Below are 25,126 nucleotides of genomic sequence, written 5' to 3' on the forward strand. Positions count from 1 at the left end.
CGATGTATCGTTCCCTTTGGTGCATGAACAGTTCTATTTCGTGCGTGAATACTATAAAAGTGTATGAAATGTAAATTTCCATTGACATCTCATGATAAAAAAGTATTTATATGAAAAATTGTATCCATCGGACTCGTCGTTCACGAAACAGTAATTATAACTGCAGATATGGAGTCAGATATCAAACCTACTATTACATCAGCATTCGCTCTATGTATTTCTTTATTATTGATATCATCAGTAATGGGATGTTCATCGGAAAAAAGACCACTGGCAAAAAATGGCATTCTCGATCTTTCTGATTATAATTTTAAAGAAAAGGGAGTCATTAAGCTTAACGGTCAGTGGAAGTTCTACTGGAAGCAGCTTCTTTCTCCTGAAGATTTTAATAAAGACCATATTAAAGCAGAGCTGATAACGATGCCATCACGATGGAATGGTATGGTTATTGACGGAAAAAGACTATCCGGCGACGGCTATGCGACCTTCACCCTTGAAACAAAACTGAAAAAAACCGCAACCCCGCTGGGGATAAAAGTCCCTGAGATGTCCAGCGCGTACAGGTTGTGGATCGATGATACATTGTATGCATGGAACGGAACCGTGGGCAATGATAAAGAAACAGTGAAGCCGCAGTTTCTTCCACGCATATTTACCCTTAAACCCAAAAATGAAACTTTAAAAATAACCTTACAGATTGCGAACTTTCATGATTATGACGGCGGTGCACTCCATAGCATAAAACTTGGCCTGCAGGAACAGATACAAAGGATCAATTATCTGGATATTACCAGTAATGTATTCATGCTGGGCGTCCTTCTGATTATGTCCATCTATCATTTAAGCCTTTTCCTCCTCAGGCGTGACCAATACTCTGCTTTGATCTTCTGCCTTTTCTGCCTGGTCATTGCCCTGAGGACATTCCTTATGGGCGAGCGAATGATAGTCTTTTTAATTCCCGATATAAACTGGGAGCTTGCGGCACGCCTGGAACACATCACCCTGTACGCCATTCTCCCGCTTACAACGCTCTTTACATGGTGTCTGTATCAGAAGATAATGTCAAAAAACTTCGTCCGTTCCATTGTGATCATCTGCGGTGTTATTATCGTTGCGGCGGCATTCCTGCCGGTAAAGACTAATGCATATATTGTGGTCCCGTATCAAATCCTGCTCTTACTGTCATCAATATATATTCTGATTGTTCTTATCATGGCGGTAGTGAGGAAAAGTGAAGGCGCTGCCGTTCTATTAACCGGAATAGTTATCCTGTATCTCTCCGGAATAAACGATATCCTCTTTGACAGGGGGATAATACCCGGTAATTTTATCTTACCATACGGCTTTCTTATTTTTATTCTCTCCCAGGCCTTCGCGCTGTCAATACGCTTCTCCAAGGCGTATAACCGCGCTGAAGCGCTCTCCATAGAACTGAATGATCTCAACATGCTTCAGGAACGGCTGCTGAAAAAATATGAGGAGTCCCGGTTTAACAATCTGCAGAAGAGAATGTACCCTCATTTTTTATTCAACGCCCTGCATACGATACACAGCCTCATGAAAAGAAATCCGGAAAAATCTGAAGAGGCTATTATCTCCTTATCGGAGATGTACCACTTTCTTCTGGGAAAATCCTTTAACTCTCTCATCAGTTTTGAAGACGAGTGGAATTTTACAAAAAATTATCTTGAATTTAAAAAAATTGAATTTCCCGATACACTGCATTACGAAATGATAAAGGATGAAAATCTTGACTTTATAAAAGTCCCTCCCCTTATTCTGCAGCCCGTAGTTGAAAATTCTCTAAAGCATGGAATTGCCGGAAACAAAATGGGTTTCATCAAGATAGAAACATCGTATGATGACAAGCAGATCACCATAATCGTGGATGATAACGGCAGGGGATATTCCCACAACGATCTTTATTCCGGCACGCTGGGAAATATAAAGGACCGACTCAGGTTTTATTTCCCTGACTCCTCTTTTGAAATGAATAACAAGAAGGATAATGGAGTGAAGACATCAATTGTCTTTGAGACACAATAGATACTATGGATGATAGACTGTATACTGTTTTTATCGCGGAGGATATGGTTCCGGCAAGGGAATTACTGGTGAGCTATATACTGGAAAGACCGGAACTAAAACTGGAAGGTATGGCCAGGGACGGCAGAGAAGCGCTTGAAAAGCTCTCTGCCCATACATATGATCTGCTTTTCCTTGACGTTGAGATGCCATTTTTTAACGGTATTGAAGTTTATGAAAAACTTGAGCCCTCCCCCCTGGTTATCTTTACGACATCCTTTAATGAGTTCGCCGTAAGGGCATTTGATCTCTGCGCCGTAGACTATCTTCTTAAGCCCTTCACTCAGGCACGGTTCGATACTGCCGTGGACAAAGCCATAGCACAGATACTCAATGCCGATACCCCGACAAGGCTTAAAGATAAAGTCTTTACTTTTAAAGACAAAAACAAATACAGGGTACTCCCCTTTGAAGACATTGTATATGTATCATCCCATAAAAGAAAAACAATAATTCATACTGAAGAAAAATGTTTTGAGCTCAATTGCTTTCTCAGTGACGTCATGGAAAAACTGCCCGGGAATATATTCATAAGGGTCCACAAACAACACGCCATCAATATGAATAAAATTCGGGAATTTGAACACATCCTGGGAAGTCAATACCGGATTTATCTAAATGACGAAGATGAGACAATTCTTCCCATAGGGCAGTCCTTCGTATCAGATATCAAGAAAATAATTTCTTTCTAAAACTAATACTCATGATTGAATAATTCTGAATTCATCATTAAAACAACAAAGCAGTAATATGACAAAAATGCACCGTCAGTCTCCGGCAGGTGGTGCTGAAGATTCCCTGGTATCATGTGTCCCGTTGATGGGGCGAGTATCACAGACCACACCATCGGCTCGATGAAATAATCCGTCAGCTACCCGCCTGTACACGCCCTTCCGGAAACCCCTTCCGGTACACAAAGGAATAAGCGGTGAGAAGAAAAAAGTCCAGGCCCACAACAATTGCCAGGACCTCCTTCATGACCGGCCCCATAAAGAAGGCCGCGATGCCTGCCGCAAGAGCAAGTACACCAAAAAGAGAAAGTATCTTTGAGAAGACAGTGCCGCTGTAAAAATAAAGGGACAGGACAGCGAAGACCAGGCAGATACTCATCCACTTGATCCAGGTGAAAATATGCAGCAGGTACAGGTGTCCCTGAAACGTTCCGACGGCAAGATTTTCCGTTATACCCAGGAGTTGTATATTTTCGATTATATCGCCGGCCAGGGCTGATACCGAGAAAAAGGCCCCCATGAGAAGGATTTTACTCCCCTTTGCCTCGTAACATTTTATGCTGAAGAGAAACAGGAACAACGAATACACAACCATAAAGGCAAAATCGAGGCGGTTTCCCCGGTCCATCTTTTCGATATATGCCTCCCGGGCATCAGCAGGGGTGATATCAAAAATCGCCCTGACATCTTCAGGCGTCCTGGCGAATTCAAAGGCGATGACAGGAGTGACATATCCATCGGGAAGTCCGGGCGCGCCGGGAGGAAAGATGCCCAGCAATACAACAAGCAGTAAAATGTACAGTAAACCGGTAAACTGAATTGCCTTGATGTTAATGTTCATCACGCATATCCCTCCTGATTTTAGCCGTGTAAATATATTGCACTCCATAAACTTCCTGTCAAGATTGGATATGAAAAAATAATTATTTTTTGAGAACACTTTTACCTCCTCCCCGGTCTATAGGACAAACTCAACCAAGGGAGAAATCATATGAAAACACAACAGTTATTAAAACGAAGGATATCATTCCTTCATCTCATTACCCTCCTGGCCTTTTTCATGCTGGCCATCATGGCAGGATGTTCCAAGGAAATAGCCAAGGGGCCTGTAAAACAGGTCACACCTGAAATCAACGAGCCTGTTGATGATGCGTTGACCGAACGGGAGGAGTACAAGGCTGCACCCATGGCCTCAAGGTCCATGAAGAGAAAATGCGAAAACTTTGCCGGTGCTGCCGACATGGATTACGCCCCGGTGGAGCACAACACCGAGGAGTATGACCACATTTCAGAAAACGAATTCAAGAGCGCCGTGCAAAACCCCCTGTCAACCTTCTCCATCGATGTTGATACGGCAGCGTACTCCAACATACGCCGTTTCATCCAGTACAACCAGCTTCCCCCGAAGGATGCGGTCCGTATTGAGGAGATGATCAACTATTTCACCTACGACTATCCCCAGCCTTCGGGAAAGGACCCTTTCAGTGTCACGACCGAAATGTCCCTGTGCCCCTGGAATAAAGAGAACAGGCTCATCCATATCGGCCTCCAGGGTAAAAAACTGGACTACAGCAACCTGAAGCCCTCGAACCTGGTATTTCTCGTTGATTCATCGGGCTCCATGAGTGATGCCAACAAGCTGCCCCTCCTGCAGAAATCCCTGAAGCTCATGCTGAGCGGCCTGAGCAGCCGTGACCGCATAGCCATCGTGGCCTATGCCGGTTCGGCTGGTCTCGTATTGCCGTCAACACCGGCGACAAAAAAAGAAACGATAATAGCGGCCCTTGACCGGCTCATGGCCGGCGGTTCCACGGCCGGCGGAGCGGGCATCGAGCTGGCCTATAAAGTGGCAAAAGAAAACCTCATTAAAGACGGCAACAACCGCGTTATTCTCTGTACCGACGGCGACTTCAATGTGGGCGCTTCTTCCACAGGCGACATGGTTCGCATGATCGAGGAAAAAAGAAAAGATGACATTTACCTCACCATCTGCGGTTTCGGCATGGGCAACTACAAGGACGGCCGCATGGAGCAGATCAGCAACGCCGGGAACGGAAACTACTTCTATATAGACGGCATCAGGGAAGCCGAGAAGGTCTTCGTGCGCGACCTGAGGGCCAACATGTTCACCATCGCCAAGGATGTAAAGATCCAGATCGAATTCAACCCGTCCAAAGTGAAGGCCTACCGTCTCGTGGGGTATGAAAACCGGATACTTGCCAAGGAAGATTTCAACAACGACAAAAAGGACGCCGGGGAACTGGGCGCGGGCCATACTGTAACCGCCCTTTACGAGATCATTCCAGCGGGATCAAAACAGCCCGTGAATGAATCGGATGAACTCAAATACCAGAAAACCGTTACCTCAAAAAAAAGCTCGGGTTCCGATGAGATCATGACCGTGAAGCTGCGCTACAAGCCTATCAAGAGTGATGTGAGTACGCTCATCGTTATTCCCGTGAAAGACACGGCCGTTACCCTGGAGAAGAGTTCCGAGAACTTCAGGTTTTCCGCTGCCGTTGCCGGGTTCGGCATGGTGCTGCGTGATTCACAGTTCAAGAAGGACCTCTCTCTTGATGATGTTCTTGCCCTGGCTAAATCATCGCGAGGAAAAGACAGCGAAGGATACAGGAACGAATTCATTGAACTGGTTCGGACCTGCGCGCTACTGAAGAAATAAACCGGTCAAAACCGCGGCGGCGCGACGCTAAGCGCCACCGCGGCAAGCTTTCACTCCCTCAGCAATATCCCCTCCGGCATAGCAATTTATGATCCATCAGATTCTGGATAGAATATCCCGTCAATTTTTAGTATGATGCATATGACACCGCTAATTTACCGGCGCCGATATGGATATTTTACCGGAGGACACCTTATGGGATCATCAACAAATACCAAGAGCTCAGCCAGAGCTATTCCTGAAAAGATAAACATCGATGGAAAAAACGTGGAACAGCTCTACGACCACCTGCGCAGCCACTCGGACCTTTCAGCCGAAGCGATCCGTCATGAGATAGACACGATCCTGTCCGACATCAATTTCGGGGAGAGCCTTTTCCATGTACTGGGTCTTGAGGAGATTTCTTTCCTTATTGAAAACAACCGTTACCAGGAAAAAGCTCACGGCAAAAACGATGGAACCTACATTGACATCGATGTTGAAGGCCGCGTAGGCGATAAAAATCTCTTCCTGGTATCGGAAACAGGTCCCCTGATGAAAAAAGTCGCAAGGACCATTCAGGAAATCATGAAGAAAAGCCCCGGCAGGGGGTTCCGGCTTTTTTCCTGTTCTATCACCAGCAGGAGACAGGCCAGGGACCGGCGGCGTCTCCTGGTATTGGAAGAAACGGGTACTCCGGATCACACCGGGAGTCTCCCGGGAACAACATTGCAGTATTCCGGCAGCCCCTATGCCGCATCCATTGAAACACTGCGCGGGCTCCTCAAGAAAGGCGAAGATATTCTCATCGTCAGGGAAGACATTCCCGGCATGGACGATGAGCCGTCACTGAAGCAATTCCTCCTCTGGCTTCCCCGGGAAAAATTCCAGGAGAACTTTGAAACGATCAACATGATATTTCAGCGCAAGGGAATATCCTCGGTCCGCCAGCATTTCAACACAATAGTGATCGACGGGCAGATGTTCATTGCCCTTTCAACCCTGGTGGAATCTGCGCGCCTCACCCCCGAGATGGAGACATACCTGAGTGACGAGCTCTACAGCCGGTCCATGCTTCTCAAGTCATCCCCGGTGTCGGTTGGCGAGATACGGGACATCCTGGACCGCATCGCATCGGCGCGCGACCATGAAAAAATCGATCTCATCACGCATATGCAGCGCAACAAGCAGAAGGAATTTCTCATACCCCTCATGGTGATGCTGAATGATCACAACCTGGAAATCCGCAGAAAGGCCTTCGGAATCATCCGTCACTACGTTCTCAATCCCGACGCGGCCATGAAGAACGACTATTACTGGTCAACTCTTAAAAACATCTTTTCAGCAGCTACGGTCCCCATCAGGCGCGAGAAGGATCGTCTTGACCGTTCCCTCTTCGACGAGGAAATCATGAACCTCATCAGGTTCCGGGGCCTCCATTATGAAACCATGACGGAGAAAGAATCGGGCCGCGAATTTCTCTTCATAAGGATAAACGGTACGGGCATCGGCAAAGGCGGGATACGGGCCCATCGGAGCCATGTTTCCTTTTCGGGGGAAGGGGCACTGTCGACGAACATGCTCTTCAAATGCATCGGCCTGGGTGTGCCCTGGTACACCATCGGCAAGGGCGGCATCCTGGGTGATCTGGCTATAAAAGAACTTGATGTCGCCGCCCGTGATCGCGTCAGGAAGGCCGTTCTCGAGGCCTATGCCGATTTCCTGTACTACCGCTCTGATGTGGGGCCTCTCTCCGACGTTCCGGCAGGAGATGTGGGCATTGGCGGAAGTGAAATCTCCGTAATTTATGAACGCATAACAGACAATGCCATGAAGGGCATTCAGGCCGTGCTTAGCCGGGAGCCCGGCTATGACCAGGAAATGCGGATACTGAAGGAAAACTTCGGTCTCAACTGCGCAAACGGGGCCCTGCTTGAATCGCTGGCGAAAAACAGAGACCTGGTGAAGAAGCTGACGTCCCCGGCCATAACGGGAAAACCTGGACCAGAAGGTTTGAAACTCCGTACGGGGGCAACGGCCCGGGGACTCATGGAGATACTGTCGGCACAGCAGAATTACCGGGATTTCAACGATCCATCGCTCTGGTCCGACCGGGCCCGCATTGGCGAGGCGCTTTCCCTTGAAAATAACTTCAAAGAACATGCCGTAAAACGTATCGCCATGCTCACTTTTGCGATCCAGGGTTTCGGTAAGGTGGGTGCCCACTTCGCACGCATGGCCGCCGAAACAGGCGCGTCGATAAAGATGATCTCCGACGCCTCGGGGACTCTCGTCGACCCGGGAGGTCTGTCGGAAATAGCCGTGCTGTCAGAAGCGTCCCTGGAACGGGGCTCGTCCCTTGAAGAGATTATCAAGAGCAATACTTTTAAGGGAGAATTCATCGCGGCGAATTCCACGTTACCCCTGTCCGCCATCGTGGACGTGGTGGTGCCTGCCGCCCTTGAAGAAGTCATAACCACCGGTGAAACCGGAAATCCCCAGGCCATTCACGAGGAGGCCTTTGAGGGTAATTATCTTCTGCAGGGAGCCAATGGACCTGCCACGGTAGAGGCCGAAGAGGCCCTGGAAAACCGGGGCGTCATCGTTTTTCCCGACATTCTGGCCAACGCCGGAGGGGTCCTGGCTTCCTACATGGAATGGCTAAAAGGGCTCATGAGCAGTTTCGGGTACAGGACGATCTTTGAATGGGGTTTCGTACATCGGATAACGCATAACCTGGTCATACATTTCCATCCCGACGCATTGGAGAAAAATATCCGCGAGATCAGCGACGAGGTCTATGAACATTCCTTCGCCTTCATCATGCGCTGGAGTACACTGGAAACCATTAACCTCTCACGCCGGTACAAGGTTTCGATGCGAAGGGCATTCATCGCCATAGGCATCCAGCATGCTGCCGACGAAGGCAGGCTCTCGGAACAGTTCAGCATTACCATGGATCGGCTCAGGGGAACTTTTGCCGAGAGAACATGACCATCAAAGGACATAATCGCTCGGCATTTCTGCCGTCTGCATATGACCGGAGGTTTCTTATCCATGCCTGCATCCGGGAACCGGCATGCCGCAAAATCGACAGGAAGTTTTGGGCCGGCGGGAAAAATATTGATTTGCAATATTCACCGCCATTCGCTTAAGGTATATTCATGGTATGCATTTCAGATATACATTTCGGGGCGAATCTATCGTGCCATATTTCTCACTTCATCGAATCGGCCCTGGACCCCGGTTCTAACCCCGACAGAATCGTCATCATCGCCGGCGACATGACCCAGCACGCCAGCAAGCCGGAATACCGGGAAGCGACGAACATGCTACGGTCCCTTCTCGATGAAGGAATACGCGTTGTACTGACACCGGGCAACCATGATTTCGGCGACTGGATAGGCGAATATTTCTACACCAACAGAAAGGCCAGGAACCGGTACCGGTCATTGACAGAACCGGTATTCGACCAGAAAGAAATCGTTGCCGTTGAGGATTACGATTCCATCATGCGGTGCGGCAATAACATCTTCGTGGCCCTCAGGAGCACCCACCGCGGTAAGGCCCGTTCCCTTGGAATCATTGGCATAAACCGCATACGGGAAAAACAGGTGGACTGGGCGGCATCAAAGCTTTCATCGATGGACATCAATGGTGTCATGATCCACCTGGTTACGCACCGGAGCCTATGGCGCGATTCCGGGGACCGTCATGACGCCATATACCAGCCCGGTTACATCGAAAGGAACCTTTTGGAAAAATTCAACTTTCATTCGGTCATCCACGGTCATAATCACCGTTATCTTTTCGCCGGCACCTTGACACCCCGCCTGGGAGTGCCGATACTCAGATTGTCACTGCCGACCATTTCCGACCGGAACAGGAAAAACCGAATCGGTTACGTCCGATGGGACGCCCCCTACCGGGAAATCCCTGAATTCGTGGCGTTATGATAAATCCCTTGATCCGCCCTGACTGTTTCAATCATGCAAATAACATCCATTCAATCCTGAAAGAGGACTGAACTCTTCATAGATATGGCACCGTTGATTACAGGTCGGGGAAAATCATTCCTCCATGTTTTCTCCGGAAAACCCTTTGATCTCCATGGGTCTTAGTTTCATCTCGAGGGGTTTCAATTTCAGTTCTGTGGATTTAACAACGGGATACATGAGCTGTACATGCGCCTGATACGGCCTTTTTTTGTAAAAATTGGCGATGAATATCATAAAATTGCCTTTTGAACTGTCAAGCTCAAGGCTGTCAACGGAATATTCAACAAGGCCCCGTTCATGTTTGAAACACACGGACTTTCTGATGTATTTTTTATCCAGGAACCTTGATCCGGAATGATATCCCCTTGCATCAACTATTATTATCCTGAATAATTTTTCATTCTTATCAAGATGGAATGATCCTTCCGGTTTCCTGATGTGAACGGAAATTCTGCCCGGGGCTGAAAGGTTAATATTGAACATAAGCGTATAAGGATCTCTGATGGAAGTTGCGTTCTGCATGGTAATATCCTGATCAAGCCTTTCCGTGGCTGATTCAACGCTTAAACTCTCTGAAACCGAGGAAAAGGTAAAAATAACCGTAAAGGCAAAAACCGCTATGACTGTTCTGCTTAATAATTTTTTCATATTATAATCCTTTGTTTGTAGATAATGGAAACTCTAAAAATTTGCATCACCTGAAACCTGTCCGGGGATAAACTCCCCGGCCCCCATAATCACTTCAGCACGGCCCTGGTTAAAGTCACAAAATCATCGGGGCCGATGATCGTTATGGTCGCAGTGCCGACGCCGGTCTTTGTGTTTTTCTCAGTTTCGACCTTGACCGTGTTTCCTTTTTTATCCAGGTATACAAATTCTTCATTGAACATATCATTGGAGCTCCAGCTGCCGCTGCTGTTCTGATCTAAGTTGCCTTCGAGATATTTCCTGAAAGCGGCAATCCGGGCATCACTGATATTAAAAGACTTGGTTGCGGAATAGAGTATGGTCACATCGAATCCGTCTTTTTGAACCTCTGCAAATGCGATAGAAGAGACTGCAAGGCACAGGACAAGAGATACGAGAATCTTTTTCATATAGGACTCCTTAAAAATAGTATTGTATATACATTCATTTTCCGCTCATCACCCGGACGATGCCTGAAGTGATCTTGAGAAATCTACAGTTTGTACCCCACGCCCGTGGCAATATTAAAAACAATTTTCCTGTATTCCACATCGAAGTCACCCGCTGCCGTGGAAAGGGTCCCCGAGTAAGGGATGTAAAATGTCGAAGTGAAGGCCAAGGTAACGTCAATTCCGATACTTCTGAAGAGATAGGTGGCCCCTGTCCCGAGGGTTACGGAATCAAGGGGCGGGTTAGCGCTGGCGTTCAGCATCGTGTACGATGACTTGAAATAGGAATCCTTTGTCCCAGGGGTGGCATAGGCGAAACCCATTCCGACCTTCAGGTCCTGGAGAACCTGGTATGAGGCGCCGATTCCTGCCTCCCAGCCCACACCGAAATATTCATTCACATTGCCCAGGGGGTCCGTTGTCCCGTCGGCGCTGTCATAGTACTTGCCCAGGTCCGTGACGGGCAGGAGATACACCGTTGCCGAGGTCATGAGGGAGAGTCCCTGCAGGAGAAAGGACATGTCGTATTCGGCGCCTGCGGAGATGATATGGGGAAGGTTATAGTTGAACTTGTTGCCGTCATAGAGTCCGCCTGCGGCCAGTCCCTCTTCAACCGTATCGTAAACATTGACTATCAGAATTGTTTCGGGATCAACACGCAGATAATCCTTTTTGTATTTAAAACTGAGACGGGTTTCAGCCTCGTATCTCATGCCGACCGTCAGCCCCTTAAGGGGTCTCACATCGGCGCCCAGGATCGGAGTGTATCCCAAGGAAGTATAGGAAAATTTTCCCGAAAGAGAAATATTTCCACCTATGATAGGTATTGCTCCGCTTACCGCTGAGAGCTGCACGCTCCTGTCGGGAATTACCATCCGTACCCCCGCACTAAAGGAGACCATGTCCCTAAAGAAGGAATAGGAAGCCCCCACACCAATGCCGTAATAGACGCTGTAGGCCTTAAAGGAATGGTCCGTAACGCCTCCATAAGAACTGAATGAATTTGAATAGGCTGCATAGGTGCCAATTGTCCCATCCGGCCAGTTCAGGGTCCCTCCCCCGGCTACAATGCCCATCTGGAGATACACGGCATGGCGGCCGGGACCGATATTGCCAAAATTATAGAGGGCGTAGAAGTTGGGCAGATACCAAGTCGGTTCATTCTGTTCATATTTTCTTGTGACAGGATCTGTATCGCTCGCCTGTGCCCGGTAAGGTTTGAAGAGCATCTGGCTGCTAAAATCCAGATAGAGCCCCTTTTCCAGGAAAGCGGTGCCGGCCGGATTGTAATTTACGATGTCCGCAGACGCGTCGGTCGAGGCAGTACGGTGAAAGGTAAGGCATACCTTCGCGCTCTGGTTCGTGAGATAATCAAGGCTCCCGGCAAAAAGGGATAAGCCTCCCGTCACGATAAAAAAAGTAAAAAATGCCACTAATTTTTTCATAAAATATCCTTTTTGTTTGTGTAGATAAATATTCCAATAGGCACCCCAAAAAAATCATGCATCAAAGTCTTAATAGTTATTATCCGGACGGCAAGACTTTTTTTGAATTTTCATAGACAGACTGATAAAAATTCCTTAAATATCACACACGCCTCGCATACAGGACACCAATAAGGATATCATCCCCCGTGTCAGAAGATAAAACCGACATGGTTACTGTAAGCCCCTCCACCCATGTAATTCTTCCCGGTATCTGTTTACCGGGTAGAATGATCCATGCTATAACAATCGTTTTATGATCCTACTCATGCAAATCAGAATTTGATTATCGATTAATCAGAATCTGATTGGCACGGTACTGATAAAGGGTATAAAAGATTACGATCGGACGGTTGATGAATAAATTAAGATTGGGAGGAAATCATGAAAATTCCAAAAGCACTGTATTTTTTATCGATCATTATTCTCATTTCCCTGCTGTTCCCTGGATGCGAAAACGACTGGACCGATGCACCCGCCGGAGCCTTGTCACCGGGAAACTGGAAAATTTACCTGTACAAGAACAATATCCAGAGAAAGATTTACGTGCATGTACCAACATCCTATGACGGTTCAAAAGATGTGCCCCTTCTTCTGGTTTTCCATGGATACATGGACACGGCGCTGAACCAGTTGGAAACGGACGGTTTCATAAACCTTTCCGACAAAAAGAACTTCATCGTGGCGTACCCTGAAGGATATGGCACCGAGGGACTTCACAGCTGGAATGCCGGTGAGGCCTGTTGCGGCGCGGCAGAAGACAAGGGACTCGATGATGTGGGTCTTGCAAGAGACATAGTCATCGATATCAGTTCCCGTTGCTCCATCGATGAAAAAAGAGTCTATGCTCACGGACATTCCAACGGGGCCGGTTTAGCCCACCGGTGCGGACGGGAAGCGGCCGATGTCTTTGCGGCAATATCACCCAAATCAATGCCGGTGCTCGTACCCGATATAATTCCCTCATACCCGGTACCGGTAATTCATTTCCATGGCACCGATGACAGCACCATTGCTTACAGTGGCGGCACCATTCCCTTTGAGGACGAGCCCTATATATCGGCCGCAAGCAGCTTTGCCAGTTGGGCCGATGTCGACAACTGCTCAGGAGAGCCGGAAACTGTTTATTATGGTGACAGCTATTGCCGGAAATACACGTCATGCGGCAGCGGCACTCAGGTCGTGCTGTGCACCCTGGACGGCGGCAATCACAACGACCTTTACGGCAGGGACGATATTGATGTGACAGAAATGTCCTGGGAATTCATGACACAGTTCACCCGCTGATCAGGAAATCATCGACAGAAATGAGGGAGGCCCGGCAATAATAATTCCTCGTTTCTGTCGTTCACCGGTCTTTCTGATTATAGCCTTATCAGACTTGGAAAGGATTGACCGAATTATTTAAATTTACTGCAGAATGAATCTGTTCCCTTTTTTCAATCCCGGTTCGCATCCACTTCCTTTTTAAGCACTTCGGCAACCGTGGCAATCGCCTCGGCGCTCCCTGCTATCTGTTCCGATCCGGCGGCATTGGACTGACTTACCTCATTGATCGCGCTTATGGACTTGACAATTTCATCCGAAGCGATTTTTTGTTCATTCGTCGCAGTCTTGATGCTTTCCGATGAACTTTTAACTTTTTCAGTTTCCTGGTTAATTTTAATATTTGCTTCAAGCTGCCGATCCATCTCACTGGTAATGTCGTACATCATCGTATTGATTTTATTAACCCCTTCAATTATGCTCCCCAGGGTTTTTACGGTACTTACAACATTTCCCTGCCCGTTGTTGATCTCCGATTCACTTTTTTTAATAAGGATGCTGATCTCTTTGACGCTCGATGATGTTTTGTCGGCCAGTTTGGAAATCTCGTCGGCGACAACGGCAAAGCCACGACCGGCATCACCCGCCCGTGCGGCTTCAATGGCCGCATTCAGCGAGAGAAGGTTTATCTGGTCGGATATGTCGTTAATGATACCGATAATATTGCTCATCTCACCGGAACTGGAACCGATCTTTGTCATGCTGTCATTCATAAGTTTCAGGTTGCTATCTCCGGTCTGCGCAAAGGATGAAATTTCTTCCGACAGAGAGAGCATTTGAGAGAGATCATTTTTTATCTTTTCAATATTTTGTGAAAAACTTTCCATCTGCCCGATCAATGAATTCATGGAGCGATCCTGATCCACGGCAGTCTCCGATATCTTTTCAACACCGGCTGATATTTCTTCGATCGTCGCCGTTATTTCCTCAGCCGATGCCGCCTGATTTTGTGCATTATCAGAAAAGGACCGCGAAGAGGCCGAAAGCTCTTCGGAAGAAACGGCAAGCTGTTCCGACGTTTTCCGGACAGATTCCAGGATGGAGGCGATGACACTGTACTGCTCTTTATTCTTCTCGGCCTGATCCTCAGAACGGATCAGGGCCTTTTCATTGACCCAGTATATGACGTAGGTCAACGAAGCTGTAATGATGAAGGCAACTGCATTATCCATTGTATAATCTTTCAGATCAATACCGGACAGATTGAGCTGATCATGAACTACAAATTTTATAAATAGAGAATATATGAAGAAATTAGCTATAGTATAAAGTATGATACTGCGCTTATTCAAAAGCAGGGGAATCATGGTCTGGATTGCTATAATATAAACTATGGTGTCGATCCTGGTGAGAACCGTTTCACCTTTATCAAAGAATATAGTCATCCATACACTGAAAAGGCAGATTATAATGATCAGATTTGCCGCAATCAGTATTTTCCCCTTTCGCAGGGAAAAGAACACAATGCTTGTGAGCAGGATTGCCATAATCAGGGGCATCACAAGGCTAAGGGGAACATCGCCTTTTCGGATTAGCGAAACCAAAATGAGAACAAGGAACTCAAATCCCATAACAAGAAAGGCAAGAGCAAGAATGACTTTTGATTTTATCTGGATTATAAAATCGCTCTCCAGATACCGAGCAAGAAAAAACTGTGATATTTTACTCATATACGATTGCCTTCATATCCCTTTAATCTGTTTATTGATATACAAGACATATCTATTTTATTTATTAATTTCAACAAAATAATTCAACTCCTCATAGTAAATCCTGATTTTATAGATACAGAGGAATCGTACCGTTTTATTGCACACAACTCCACGCTATAAAACCGCATTTTCCCACTGTACCTGCAATCCATGCTATAGCTCCAAGGTCATCCAGGATAATAAAGGTATTGACACCCATGTCGGGGCATGTTAACAAAATGACTCATGTCACCCTCAACTTTTTCCATGCTGCACGAGATGCACTTTAATACCATCACCGATTTCATCGCCATTATATTGACCTTCTTCAGTTCAGGACTGGCCTTCCTCATGTTTCTCGGCAGGCTCATGGCGGGAGAAAAAAACCGTGATGGCATTTACTTTGCCCTGGCCATGCTCTGCATATCCCTATGGCGCCTCGGCGACGGCTTCAGTTACCTGGTCCTGTTCGGCATTTCCGGTTCCACCCCTCTTTCACTGAGTATTATTTCATCTATCGCCTATTTCTACACCTGTCCCCTGCTGTATTTTTATATAAATGTTCAGATCCGCGATCAGGAAGATTTATCGGGGAGGATATTTCCGCACATGATCTTTCCCTCGGCAATTTCCATAGTTCTCCTCTCAGCGCTTCTTGCTCTCGCCTTTTCTGCCTTTGACCTGCACACTTTTACTTCCGTTGATAAAACACTGGTTCGTTTTGCCACGGTACTTAACTGTCTCTACGCTGTTTCTCTTTTATCGAAAATGATAATTCTGTTCTACAAGGGAAAAAAAGTTATCAGCAGACATTTCCTCCTGAACGGTGTCATCATCATCCTCCTGATCGTCACTATCGCCTTCTTCCTTGCAGGCGATAAATTCATGCTCTCACTCCTTTTTTTCCTGGTAATTTCCCTGTTCCACGTTTTCGGCGGTCTGTTCAACTCAAACCTTCAAATACTCAAAGACGAGGCGGAACGGGGTAAATATACAAAATCGCACATCCGTGAACTCGATGTTGATGCCGTGGTTAATCGTATCGTTTCACTTATGTCTGTAGACAAAATATACCGCGATGAGGAAATATCCTTGAAGTCTTTTTCCGAAAAGCTGCAGTTGACACCTCACCAGGTATCGGAAATCCTCAACAGCAGGCTGGGCATGAATTTCCCTACGTGCATTAATTATTACCGTATCGACGAGGCACGTGATATTTTTGGAAAAGACAGGGATGCCTCTATTGTCACCGTGGCCTATCATGTAGGTTTCAGTTCCCTGTCCTCATTTTATTCCGCCTTCAAGAAAATTACCGGTATGTCGCCGGGCACGTACCAGAAATTCATCAACAAATGATTCCAGGTTTATAAACCCGGTAGACCGAAAATGCGAAGTATGATAGGAACTGCATAATAAAATTCCTGTATTGCCGGTGCTGAACATGAAAAAAAGAAAAACGATCATAGCTGCAGTCCTCATTCTCCCGCTCCTGCTTCTTTTTTCTGCCGGAGCCCTTATGTATGTCAGTGATGTAAGGCAGGCAAAAAACATGGGGCCTGCTCCGCCTCTCATCCATAAAAACTGCCGGACCATATATCCCATCGTCATAGCCCATCACTGGGGACCTCCCCGGCACCGGGAATACGATTCCCGCGGCAAAGTCACGGAGTATTTTTATCGGCCCGTCATCGATGTACTCCGCAGTTGCGGCGCCGATATCCGCGTAGCCGTTTACAGTCACGATTATGACACCACCCCGGCGCGCGCCCAGGAATTAAAAAACTTCATCGTCGCAAATTTTACGGGGAATACAGAGTACATGCGTACATGGCGCCTGGCACACCCCGGTAAAATATTTAAAGTAAACCTGGTGGGACACTCCCAGGGATGCCAGGACAGCCGTTACATGATTTCAAACCTGGGCATGGCGCCCCTTGCAGCAAGCTGGACCGGGCTTGCCGGCGAAAGCAGGGGCACTCCCATGGCCGACCTGGGTATGGCCCTCTACGACAATCCCCTGTTCTCTCTTTTCGCAGACTGCCTTCTCATGTCGCTGTTCCACGACTCCTGCCGCGACAGGGATCACCTGTTCCGGTTCATTGAATCAGTACGCTGCCTGAGCGAGGATTACATGCAGGGCACGGGGGAATACAGCTCCGGTGGGCGGTTCGAGGGCCGGGGATTCACGGCACGGTATGGTCCGACGGTTTACTACCAGAACTGGGCAGCCCGTCTCAGGTGGATGCCCCATGAATGGTCCGCATTATATCCACTCTGGAAATATATCCAGCTCACCCGGGGTGACAATGACATTTACACTCCCCTGTCCTCGCAGATCCACGATGAAAAGTTTGTCAGGAACCGCGGCGTCCTGGACGGAGCGGAATGGTGGGGAGGCGTACACCACATGGCCTTTACGGGATCATTGAACCAGCCAAACCCCGGCTTCAGCCAGGAACAGTTCTGGATAGATATGATTGCCGAGTTGCGCGAAATGGGTTTTTAAAATACAAACAGGAGGAAAAAACATGTCTGAAAAACCGGCACAGATAAAAGGGGGATATATCCGCGCCATGATCGCCGTCGCTGTCATGGCCCTTTTCAGCTGCGAATCGACAATTACCGTACAACCGTCGGAATGGTCCGGGAAGGACCAAAACCTTCAGTCCAATAAAGAGATATTCGGCTACATAAAGGACCTGACCTCCTTCGGATTCCGGCGAACCGGAACGCCTGCGGGGAAAAAATCCGCTGAATACATCAGGGACCGGTTCCGGTCTTTCGGCCTGAAGAACGTAGAGCTGGAGCGATACGATACACACCGATGGGAGGCCCTGGAGTGGAAGCTTGCCGTTGACGGAAAGGCAATAGACTCCTTTTTTATGCCCAACACCATGCGCAAAGAAGAGTTCGGTTCGTTCTCCCTGGGCCCCCGGGGGCTCTCCACGGAAATCGTCTATGTGGGAGAGGGCTCCGACGATGATTATAAAAATATTGATGTGAAGAATAAAATCGTTCTCTGTGACATCCGCTTTTATGATGTGGAGTGGCGGGACTTCAAGGGCATGAGCTATTTCACCTATGATCCGGGAAAAACCCTGGAGAAGGGCATGAAGCACGAGAATCCCTATGTATCAAAAAATTATCCCTCGTGTTATTACCGCGCCCAGAAAAACGGCGCTGCCGCCTTTGTGGGTGTCCTGGTCGATTATTTCGACCGGAACACCTACTATAACGAAGACCTGTCGCTCTCATCGGAATTCGGCATGCATGGATACATGAAGATACCGGGCCTGTATCTGAGCAGATCGCAGGGACAGGCCGTAAAGAATATCCTCAACAACAAAAACAACAGGTGCCCGGCAAATCTGAAATTCTCCGTAAAAATAGAACAGGCCTCGGCGTGGAATGCCGTGGGATATATCCCCGGCAAAAGCAAAGACATCATCCTTATCCATTCCCATCACGATACAGCATTCACCGGGGCCGTGCAGGACGCCTCGGGAGTTGCCGTTGTTCTGGCCATGGCAAAATATTTTGCCCAGGCCCCGGCGGAGCTGCGTGATAAAACACTTCTCTTCGCCGCGCTGGACAGCCATTTCTTCGGTTACACGGCCAACAAGGGTTTCATCAAAAAGCATTCGGACCTGGGTGAAAACATAATCCTCGACGTCTGCGTTGAGCACATTGGCCTGGAGGCGAAGAATATCGACGGCAGGCTGAAGGTCACGGACAAATGCGAACCCCGGGGCCTTATCATATCCGAAAACAGGCAGCTCATATCCATAACAGAGAGCGCCGTGGTGAAAAATAATTACGGGCGTTTTACCCTCATCCCCACCTTTTCACCCCTGGGCGTATGCTCCGATGCCTTTTATATTCACAGGGCCGGCGTACCAGTTGTGAGCCTCATCAGCGCGCCCCTGTATATTTACGACACCTGCGACACCCTGGACATGGTGGCCATTGACGAGCTCAATCCCACGGCAGCGACACTCATCGACATCGTCGAAGCTGCGGATAATCTTCCCACAGAGGAAATAAAGAATACATCGTTGATTTTCCAGCACCGCATAACGTATTACTGGTGGCTCCTGGGGAAAATTGTTGAAATGGTTTTCGGTTGAGACTGTAAAAAAAGATCCCGGCGCTGCCGGGATTTTTATCGTTCACAGCTCTATTGGTTCAAGACTATATCATGTACACCGCACCCAGGGTAATGCCGAAAAAACGGTCACTGGATTTCGGAGGATTCGGCTGATCAGGAACGACCTGTACCTGCTGATACCGAAACCCTCCCTGTATCATGACGTTCTCCATGATAATGTAATTCAGACCGATCTCAGCATTGAAGCCGAGGCCGTTTTTCATGTTCATGGAATCATCGGGCTGGCCCGGAGCTTCCAATTTCAAATCACCCAGTACGGCATAGAGAAAACCGGCCTGAATGCCGGCAATGAGACTATCGGTTAAAGGGTACACAGCAGCAAGTCCCACGGTGGGTATATGCCCCATCATCTTCATGATAAATTTGTCTCCGGTCATAGTATATTCAGTTTTATAGGTCTGTAGTTTATAGCCGGCGAAAACCTTGAAGTACGTTAAAAAAGCATAATTTACGGCGAAATCGAAGTCCATGCGCCTGCAATCGGCATCCATTTTCACAGTGCCGCCGCCACCATCGGGCATCTCCATTTTTTGTTTAAAATAACTCAGTGCCATAATAGCCGCGCTGACAGACCAGGTTCCCCCGTCGGTCTGGTATCCCAGGACCGGTCCTGCCAGAATCCCGATCCCCAGTTCCGCTTCACCCCCAGCGTTTGCCTCCAGATTCTGCCCCATCCAGGAGTCCCACATGGCAGTCCAGGTCTTGACTCCCACAATAAAAGTCCCGGCCTTTCCCTGCGCCGGCATTACACAGATAATACAGGCCACTGCCAGGGCAATAATACTTGTTCTTTTTATCACACTCATCATCGAATACTCCTTGTTTAATTTTATCTTTCACGGCAGAAGGGTCGCCCGCACTGCCCATCATCGCCATTTTTGTTACTACAGTGTCATGGGCACAGCCAGGGCCATCCTGGAAAGGTTCTTCTTCGCCTTTTCATACTCGCTGTCGTAATCCAGGGCCTTTTTAAAGTCTTCTTTGGCCTCTTCCTTTATCTTTTTAACTTCCAGTGCAACGTCTGCTTTTTTCCCGACCTTTGCCTTATTTTCCAGGATTTGAATTTTCTCTAGTTTTTCCTCGCCGCGGTAATTGGCCAGAGACGCCTCCACAACCTTGGTGTCATGACGCTCAAGCAGGGTCTTTTTGGCAGCGTCGTTCATTGCGAGGTTCATCCCTTCGGTAATGGTGATGGCGATATCGTTCTGCAGGGTATAAAAACCGTCCAGCTTGCCTTGTTTGGACGTCTGCACCATTATTTCTCCCGACTCGATTGACATAACCTTGGCATTGATCTGCAGAGTCTCCCTGAAAACTGAAAAAGAGCCCACAACTATATATTGAGCGTTCAGGAGCCTGCCCAGTTCAACCACACCTTTCTGGTCCGTGGCGCCCAGGAGCTGGAATTCCTGCTCTTTGAGTACTTTTTTTACTATATACTCCCGTGATATCACTTTATAATAGGGAATGGCGCCCAACGACTCCATAATCATGTCGGGAATTCCCTGCTGCCATGGCGCATAGTCCTTTGTGCCGATGGACCTGTCCTCAAACCTGGATACCGATATTACTCTTTTCTGATTGTCCGGAACATTAATATTCATCACCGGATCAATTTTTACCGTATTTTCGCCGGTAGCACAACCGGCAAAAATCGTTACACTTAACGTCATCAAGACAATAATCATTTTTTTCATAGCGAAGTCCTTCCAATAATCAGTTATTCCTGCATACACGAAAACTTCAGGCATCTTGATAAAGCTGTAATTTTCCAACCAACGAATAACATACAATTTATTATTTGTATATTTCAAGTAAAGTTTTACCTGTATGTATTTTTTTCCTTGTTTTTAGCAAATTCTCAGGAGTGTATTTTTTTGTGGCGAGGGGGGCATACAAGAATTTTCCACCGTTAAAAACCGTCCCATGGAACTGAATATCTCGTGCCTCTGCCGTGGTTCGACAGTTTTACAAGCCGTTGTAAGCATCCATGATTATTTTTACATCCGCGATGTTCCATTATTGACAAAAGTTCCGGACAGGCAGCGGGATTGTATATCACGAGCAAAAAGGACCTGATTTTTAGAGGTGCCCATAATGAATACGGATAAACATGGACCGGAAATATCCGATCCGCGTTTATCCGTAAATTATTTTCAATAAATCTATTCCTCTCTGAAGGCTCTGACCGCGCGTACCCTCAGATGATTGGTCTTGGCGTTGTTGTCAACAGCGCCATCTTCGAATCCCTGGTACCATGCGTACGCTTCATCGCTTTCCGATGAACTCCAGTATTCGTTATCAGAAAAACCGCCGATCCCTTTTTTCTTCAGGTTGGTATAGAGCAGGCTCAGCTCTTTTTTGGATGGAAGATACCAGTCGGTTATACCGCCGCCCTTGTAATCAGCGCACACCTTGGCCGCATGGGCGCTGCTTCCGTGAACCTGTAAAATTTTTGAGGTATTGGCTGCGCCGGCGCCCAATTCAGTACCCGTTGCGCCCGTTACACCGGTGCTCCCCTCGCTCCAGGCGGCATCAGCACTCTGGTCAATTGGTGCTGCTTCAAGATAGCGCCATCTCTTGAGATCGATGGCCCTGGTGTCGATTCCCCTGTCAAAGAATATAAATCCCCCAGCCGGGCCCCTGTCGCCTATTTTGTAAGTTTTCTTTTCTTCGATCGCCCTGCCCGATACTACAGTTACAGCCGCAATTACCAGAACAGGTACGATAGCTTTGAGATAATGTTTCATTGTTCCTCCAGTATTTTTTTATTTGTCTATCAGAGAAATCACGACGCCAAAAACCGATCCATGAGACTGAATGTGTCTTACGTGCACCATTCAGGAAAGGCTATTTAAATTTTCAGTTTTATACCGTCCATAATACCGGCATTTTTTCCGGCATGTTGCGAAAGCAATGACAGCTCCTATACCGAAAATCAGCCTGTTATATTATGATTAATGCCCATGTCAATTACTTAAAAAGGAACCATTAAGCAATACAACATTTCCACACCGCGGATACTTCAGGCTGCCGGATACAAAAAAGGAAATGTTTTCCTTGCGCATCATTATAAATGCTCAGTTTTTTTATATACAATAAATTCCATAAAAAGTATGGTGCTTTATCTTTTTTATGGAGCCCGGACAATGGAAAAAATACTCATCCCCATCATCATCTTGATTCTGGTCACATGTTTCGCCGCTTGTGCAACTACAGGGGCGGGGGCAGAACGCGGCCGCGTGATAAACCGGACAGACGCCGATATGGATGACCTCTACTGGACCGTCCATTACTCGTGCAAGGGGCGGACCTGGTCCACCATCGGCTACAGCGATGTGGGACGTTGCGGCGAGAGACATCACATAGTAAAACTTGACCGAAAGGGGAACTTTAAAATTCCCTCGGCCATTTTCATCACCATGCTCCTGGAACCGAATGTGGACCGAAGCTGCGCCCTGAGACATCGAGACCAGGAAAATGCTATTTACTTCCCTGTAAGAATACTGAACCCGGAAATCTATAATAAAACCTTTTCACTGATACTCGAAAAGAAAGCCTTCACCTTTACCTTTGATGCAAGGATGGTATCCCGCATCCTGGCCATTCTTAAGAACAACGGATACAATGTTGATGAGGATTCATCGGTGATACTTACCTACAGTTTGAGTTATCATGATGATCAGGAAATATACGACGAATTTTACAGGAACAGTTTCGGGTTCACCTTCAAAGAGCTTCAGGGACAGTCTACAATTTCCTCAACGGGATATATTGCGCGCCCCGATATTAACGGCAGGATGAAGGAAACCTTCAAACTGGAGATAAACACCAAAAACAATTCTTGGCCGCGCTTTGAATATCAGTTTTCCAATGATATAAGCTCCAATGAATTTGCCCGCACCGTATCACTGTCCCCCGATAGTGAAAAACTGGTGGCCTCCTTCAATAAACTCATAGTACAGCGCGGAGCAAATTCCCTTCTTGCCGGCGCCGTTAATAAAGGTGATCTTACTGCCGCAAAAAAGGCCCTGCGTCACGGGGCAGATCCCCGTTGCCGCGAAGGACACGAGGATAACGATGTCCCGGTATTCTGGAGGGCTGTACAGAGACAAAACTATTCAATCATAAAACTGCTCATCGATGCGGGCGCCGATATCAACATCAAGTGGAGAAGTGATGACACACCCATCGGAGAGGCCTTTTTCCAGGCTGATTATAACCGTGATACCGGCAAACCGGTAGATCAGAAAAAAGCAGAAAGAATCATCGAGCTTCTTCTGAGCCACGGTGCCAGAGTCGAGCATGATACGGAACTCATGTGGAAAGCCTGTCAGCTGCATCGCTTTGATTTTATTACGCTCCTGGTAAAAAACGGCGCCGACCTCAATTATCTCCTCAGGGGAAAGGACCGCCGTGATAAACTGATTCCGCTGCACCGGGCGGCATGTTGTGAAAATCCGAAAACTGCACTTCCCATCATTGACTTCCTCCTCCGCAAAGGAGTCCCCGTTGATATCCGGGACGACGAGGGCCGCACCGCCCTGCACAGTGCCATGAGAAGTAATGTAATATTTTCATCGCCTCAACAGCTTGATGTGATAAAAAAACTTGTTTCATATGGCGCTGATGTCAATGCCATAGACAATGAAGGTAATACTCCCCTGCATACACTTGCGCAAAGAACAAGTTTGTACCACCTGGCATGGCTCCGCGGACTAAAACGTGATCCCTCAAAAATTAAGGAAGCCGAGGCGGCCATAGCACCCTTTGTATCTTTTCTTGCTAAAAAAGGTGCTGATCTCAATGTTTTAAACAAGGGAGGGAATACGCCGCTCCATTGCTGCGCCGAAAAGAATAATTCCGAAACAGCACTGGCCCTCATTAAAAACGGCACGAATATAGACAGGCTGACCTCCGGCCCCGGGTATTCATCGGGCTACAGTGCGCTCCACCTGGCCGGATATCGAACAAGCCTCGAGACAATGATGATACTGGCGGAAAATGGGGCCGACCTGAACCTTAAGACCCCGGAAGGAAAGACAATATTTGATATAGCACTATCCCATGACCATCCCGATAACCGAATGAAGAATTATTTACAAAAATTTAATAGAACAGACAAATCTCCCTGAGAATGGTGAACACTTCGAGAGCGCCGAAGCATCGGAACCTGCTCCGGGCAGGCACAGCTCTATAAAATTTGACTTTCTGTATTCTAAATATACTTTGTAAACAGGAGGCATTCCATGAAGCGTTCATTGATTATTATTGTGATCCTCGGCATTACCGCCTATCTTTATTCCCGGGGATTCGATGCCGGGAAATTACCGGACTTAAAAGCCCCGAACGGGCTGGAGCTGAACCGTGCCAACGGATATGACTCCTGGGAGCTGGTTGCAGCTCACATGCGCGTAGACAGGGACGAGATGCATGTAATATGGGGGAACGATACGGCGGCGCGGTCCTACAAAAAGGCCGGCACTCAAAAGCCCTTTTTTGAAAATGGGTCCATTCTGGTGAAACTGGGATATACCCTCGGCCAAAACCCGGATTTCCAATCTTCGATAGAACCGGTGCAGATCATGCGTATAGAGTATATGATCAAGGACGATAAAAAATTCAAAAAAACGGGAGGATGGGGATACGCGCGCTTTCCGTACAATCAAGCCGGGAATACATTTTCGGTTTACGGCGCGGATGCCGATTTTGCCCGGGAGTGTTTCAACTGTCACATGCGCGTAAAAGAGAGGGATTTCGTGTTTACCCGGCACCTGAGTTATCTGAGCGGGAAAGCCGTCGACAAGGTATCGCTTGTAGTTAAAGAACAAAAATGAGGGAGGACTAA

Annotated in this window: 19 protein-coding genes; 11 read left to right on the plus strand and 8 right to left on the minus strand. The window is 47.5% G+C overall.

Features of this window, described 5'->3' with window-relative positions; all coding sequences use genetic code 11:
• Positions 1 to 168 precede the first annotated feature (168 nt).
• Both CVV44_10805 and CVV44_10810 read left to right on the plus strand, forming a co-directional pair.
• Positions 169 to 2,046 carry a hypothetical protein gene (locus CVV44_10805; GenBank protein ID PKL38369.1) on the plus strand — a complete coding sequence of 626 codons (1,878 nt, stop codon included), beginning with the start codon at positions 169 to 171 and terminating at the stop codon, positions 2,044 to 2,046.
• 5 nt (positions 2,047 to 2,051) lie between these two features.
• Positions 2,052 to 2,777, plus strand: a complete 726-nt coding sequence (locus CVV44_10810) for a DNA-binding response regulator (GenBank protein PKL38370.1) — start codon at positions 2,052 to 2,054, stop codon at positions 2,775 to 2,777.
• A 175-nt stretch (positions 2,778 to 2,952) separates the two neighbouring features.
• Here the strand turns inward: CVV44_10810 and CVV44_10815 are convergent, their stop codons facing one another.
• Entirely contained in the window at positions 2,953 to 3,756 is an 804-nt protein-coding gene (locus tag CVV44_10815; protein PKL38371.1) for a hypothetical protein, read from the minus strand.
• Between the two features lie 120 nt (positions 3,757 to 3,876).
• On the opposite strand from CVV44_10815, the gene CVV44_10820 reads away from it, so the two are divergent.
• From CVV44_10820 to CVV44_10830, 3 genes are all read left to right on the plus strand, one after another.
• Positions 3,877 to 5,496, plus strand: coding sequence for a hypothetical protein (locus CVV44_10820; GenBank protein ID PKL38608.1), 1,620 nt, complete (start codon positions 3,877 to 3,879; stop codon positions 5,494 to 5,496).
• A 132-nt stretch (positions 5,497 to 5,628) separates the two neighbouring features.
• A complete protein-coding gene (locus CVV44_10825; protein PKL38372.1) occupies positions 5,629 to 8,469 on the plus strand; it encodes a hypothetical protein in 2,841 nt (946 codons plus the stop codon).
• Between the two features lie 170 nt (positions 8,470 to 8,639).
• Positions 8,640 to 9,431: a hypothetical protein gene (locus tag CVV44_10830; GenBank protein ID PKL38373.1), complete on the plus strand. Its 792-nt coding sequence runs from the start codon at positions 8,640 to 8,642 to the stop codon at positions 9,429 to 9,431.
• A 114-nt stretch (positions 9,432 to 9,545) separates the two neighbouring features.
• On the opposite strand, the gene CVV44_10835 is transcribed toward CVV44_10830, so the two are convergent.
• From CVV44_10835 to CVV44_10845, 3 genes are all read right to left on the minus strand, one after another.
• Positions 9,546 to 10,121 (minus strand): hypothetical protein, encoded by a 576-nt coding sequence (locus CVV44_10835; protein PKL38374.1) that lies wholly within the window; start codon positions 10,119 to 10,121, stop codon positions 9,546 to 9,548.
• An 89-nt stretch (positions 10,122 to 10,210) separates the two neighbouring features.
• Positions 10,211 to 10,570, minus strand: a complete 360-nt coding sequence (locus CVV44_10840; protein ID PKL38375.1) for a hypothetical protein — start codon at positions 10,568 to 10,570, stop codon at positions 10,211 to 10,213.
• An 83-nt stretch (positions 10,571 to 10,653) separates the two neighbouring features.
• A complete protein-coding gene (locus tag CVV44_10845; GenBank protein ID PKL38376.1) occupies positions 10,654 to 12,054 on the minus strand; it encodes a hypothetical protein in 1,401 nt (466 codons plus the stop codon).
• Between the two features lie 423 nt (positions 12,055 to 12,477).
• Here CVV44_10845 and CVV44_10850 point away from each other — a divergent pair, with 423 nt between their 5' ends.
• The gene (locus CVV44_10850; GenBank protein ID PKL38377.1) at positions 12,478 to 13,380 is read left to right on the plus strand and encodes a hypothetical protein; all 903 of its coding nucleotides are present in this window, start codon (positions 12,478 to 12,480) and stop codon (positions 13,378 to 13,380) included.
• A gap of 152 nt (positions 13,381 to 13,532) precedes the next feature.
• On the opposite strand, the gene CVV44_10855 is transcribed toward CVV44_10850, so the two are convergent.
• Positions 13,533 to 15,089, minus strand: coding sequence for a hypothetical protein (locus CVV44_10855; protein ID PKL38378.1), 1,557 nt, complete (start codon positions 15,087 to 15,089; stop codon positions 13,533 to 13,535).
• A gap of 267 nt (positions 15,090 to 15,356) precedes the next feature.
• Between CVV44_10855 and CVV44_10860 the strand changes: the two genes are divergently transcribed.
• The 3 genes from CVV44_10860 to CVV44_10870 all read left to right on the plus strand — a co-directional run bounded on the left by CVV44_10860 (position 15,357) and on the right by CVV44_10870 (position 19,237).
• Positions 15,357 to 16,466, plus strand: a complete 1,110-nt coding sequence (locus CVV44_10860) for a hypothetical protein (protein PKL38379.1) — start codon at positions 15,357 to 15,359, stop codon at positions 16,464 to 16,466.
• A gap of 85 nt (positions 16,467 to 16,551) precedes the next feature.
• Complete coding sequence (locus tag CVV44_10865; protein PKL38380.1) at positions 16,552 to 17,616, plus strand: hypothetical protein; 1,065 nt, start codon at positions 16,552 to 16,554, stop codon at positions 17,614 to 17,616.
• A 22-nt stretch (positions 17,617 to 17,638) separates the two neighbouring features.
• Complete coding sequence (locus CVV44_10870; GenBank protein PKL38381.1) at positions 17,639 to 19,237, plus strand: hypothetical protein; 1,599 nt, start codon at positions 17,639 to 17,641, stop codon at positions 19,235 to 19,237.
• A gap of 64 nt (positions 19,238 to 19,301) precedes the next feature.
• Here the strand turns inward: CVV44_10870 and CVV44_10875 are convergent, their stop codons facing one another.
• The 3 genes from CVV44_10875 to CVV44_10885 form a co-directional block, all read right to left on the minus strand.
• Positions 19,302 to 20,087 (minus strand): hypothetical protein, encoded by a 786-nt coding sequence (locus tag CVV44_10875; GenBank protein ID PKL38382.1) that lies wholly within the window; start codon positions 20,085 to 20,087, stop codon positions 19,302 to 19,304.
• A 75-nt stretch (positions 20,088 to 20,162) separates the two neighbouring features.
• Positions 20,163 to 21,092 (minus strand): hypothetical protein, encoded by a 930-nt coding sequence (locus CVV44_10880; GenBank protein PKL38383.1) that lies wholly within the window; start codon positions 21,090 to 21,092, stop codon positions 20,163 to 20,165.
• Between the two features lie 351 nt (positions 21,093 to 21,443).
• A complete protein-coding gene (locus CVV44_10885) occupies positions 21,444 to 22,028 on the minus strand; it encodes a hypothetical protein (GenBank protein ID PKL38384.1) in 585 nt (194 codons plus the stop codon).
• Positions 22,029 to 22,394: 366 nt separating this feature from the next.
• Between CVV44_10885 and CVV44_10890 the strand changes: the two genes are divergently transcribed.
• Both CVV44_10890 and CVV44_10895 read left to right on the plus strand, forming a co-directional pair.
• On the plus strand, positions 22,395 to 24,413 hold the full coding sequence (locus tag CVV44_10890) for a hypothetical protein (protein ID PKL38385.1): 2,019 nt from the start codon (positions 22,395 to 22,397) through the stop codon (positions 24,411 to 24,413).
• A 114-nt stretch (positions 24,414 to 24,527) separates the two neighbouring features.
• The gene (locus tag CVV44_10895) at positions 24,528 to 25,115 is read left to right on the plus strand and encodes a cytochrome p460 (protein ID PKL38386.1); all 588 of its coding nucleotides are present in this window, start codon (positions 24,528 to 24,530) and stop codon (positions 25,113 to 25,115) included.
• Positions 25,116 to 25,126: the final 11 nt, after the last annotated feature.

It is taken from the genome of Spirochaetae bacterium HGW-Spirochaetae-1, from assembly GCA_002839375.1.
In the GTDB taxonomy this organism is placed as follows: domain Bacteria; phylum Spirochaetota; class UBA4802; order UBA4802; family UBA5550; genus PGXY01.

Excerpts from the sequence above, each read along its gene's own strand:
- CVV44_10825 (PKL38372.1), top strand. The coding sequence starts at position 5,629 with ATGATGCATATGACACCGCTAATTTACCGGCGCCGATATGGATATTTT.
- CVV44_10810 (PKL38370.1), top strand. The coding sequence starts at position 2,052 with ATGGATGATAGACTGTATACTGTTTTTATCGCGGAGGATATGGTTCCG.
- CVV44_10860 (PKL38379.1), top strand. The coding sequence starts at position 15,357 with ATGTCACCCTCAACTTTTTCCATGCTGCACGAGATGCACTTTAATACC.
- CVV44_10870 (PKL38381.1), top strand. The coding sequence starts at position 17,639 with ATGTCTGAAAAACCGGCACAGATAAAAGGGGGATATATCCGCGCCATG.
- CVV44_10895 (PKL38386.1), top strand. The coding sequence starts at position 24,528 with ATGAAGCGTTCATTGATTATTATTGTGATCCTCGGCATTACCGCCTAT.
- CVV44_10835 (PKL38374.1), bottom strand. The coding sequence starts at position 10,121 with ATGAAAAAATTATTAAGCAGAACAGTCATAGCGGTTTTTGCCTTTACG.
- CVV44_10850 (PKL38377.1), top strand. The coding sequence starts at position 12,478 with ATGAAAATTCCAAAAGCACTGTATTTTTTATCGATCATTATTCTCATT.
- CVV44_10855 (PKL38378.1), bottom strand. The coding sequence starts at position 15,089 with ATGAGTAAAATATCACAGTTTTTTCTTGCTCGGTATCTGGAGAGCGAT.
- CVV44_10820 (PKL38608.1), top strand. The coding sequence starts at position 3,877 with ATGCTGGCCATCATGGCAGGATGTTCCAAGGAAATAGCCAAGGGGCCT.
- CVV44_10840 (PKL38375.1), bottom strand. The coding sequence starts at position 10,570 with ATGAAAAAGATTCTCGTATCTCTTGTCCTGTGCCTTGCAGTCTCTTCT.
- CVV44_10875 (PKL38382.1), bottom strand. The coding sequence starts at position 20,087 with ATGATGAGTGTGATAAAAAGAACAAGTATTATTGCCCTGGCAGTGGCC.
- CVV44_10885 (PKL38384.1), bottom strand. The coding sequence starts at position 22,028 with ATGAAACATTATCTCAAAGCTATCGTACCTGTTCTGGTAATTGCGGCT.
- CVV44_10830 (PKL38373.1), top strand. The coding sequence starts at position 8,640 with ATGGTATGCATTTCAGATATACATTTCGGGGCGAATCTATCGTGCCAT.
- CVV44_10805 (PKL38369.1), top strand. The coding sequence starts at position 169 with ATGGAGTCAGATATCAAACCTACTATTACATCAGCATTCGCTCTATGT.
- CVV44_10890 (PKL38385.1), top strand. The coding sequence starts at position 22,395 with ATGGTGCTTTATCTTTTTTATGGAGCCCGGACAATGGAAAAAATACTC.
- CVV44_10845 (PKL38376.1), bottom strand. The coding sequence starts at position 12,054 with ATGAAAAAATTAGTGGCATTTTTTACTTTTTTTATCGTGACGGGAGGC.
- CVV44_10865 (PKL38380.1), top strand. The coding sequence starts at position 16,552 with ATGAAAAAAAGAAAAACGATCATAGCTGCAGTCCTCATTCTCCCGCTC.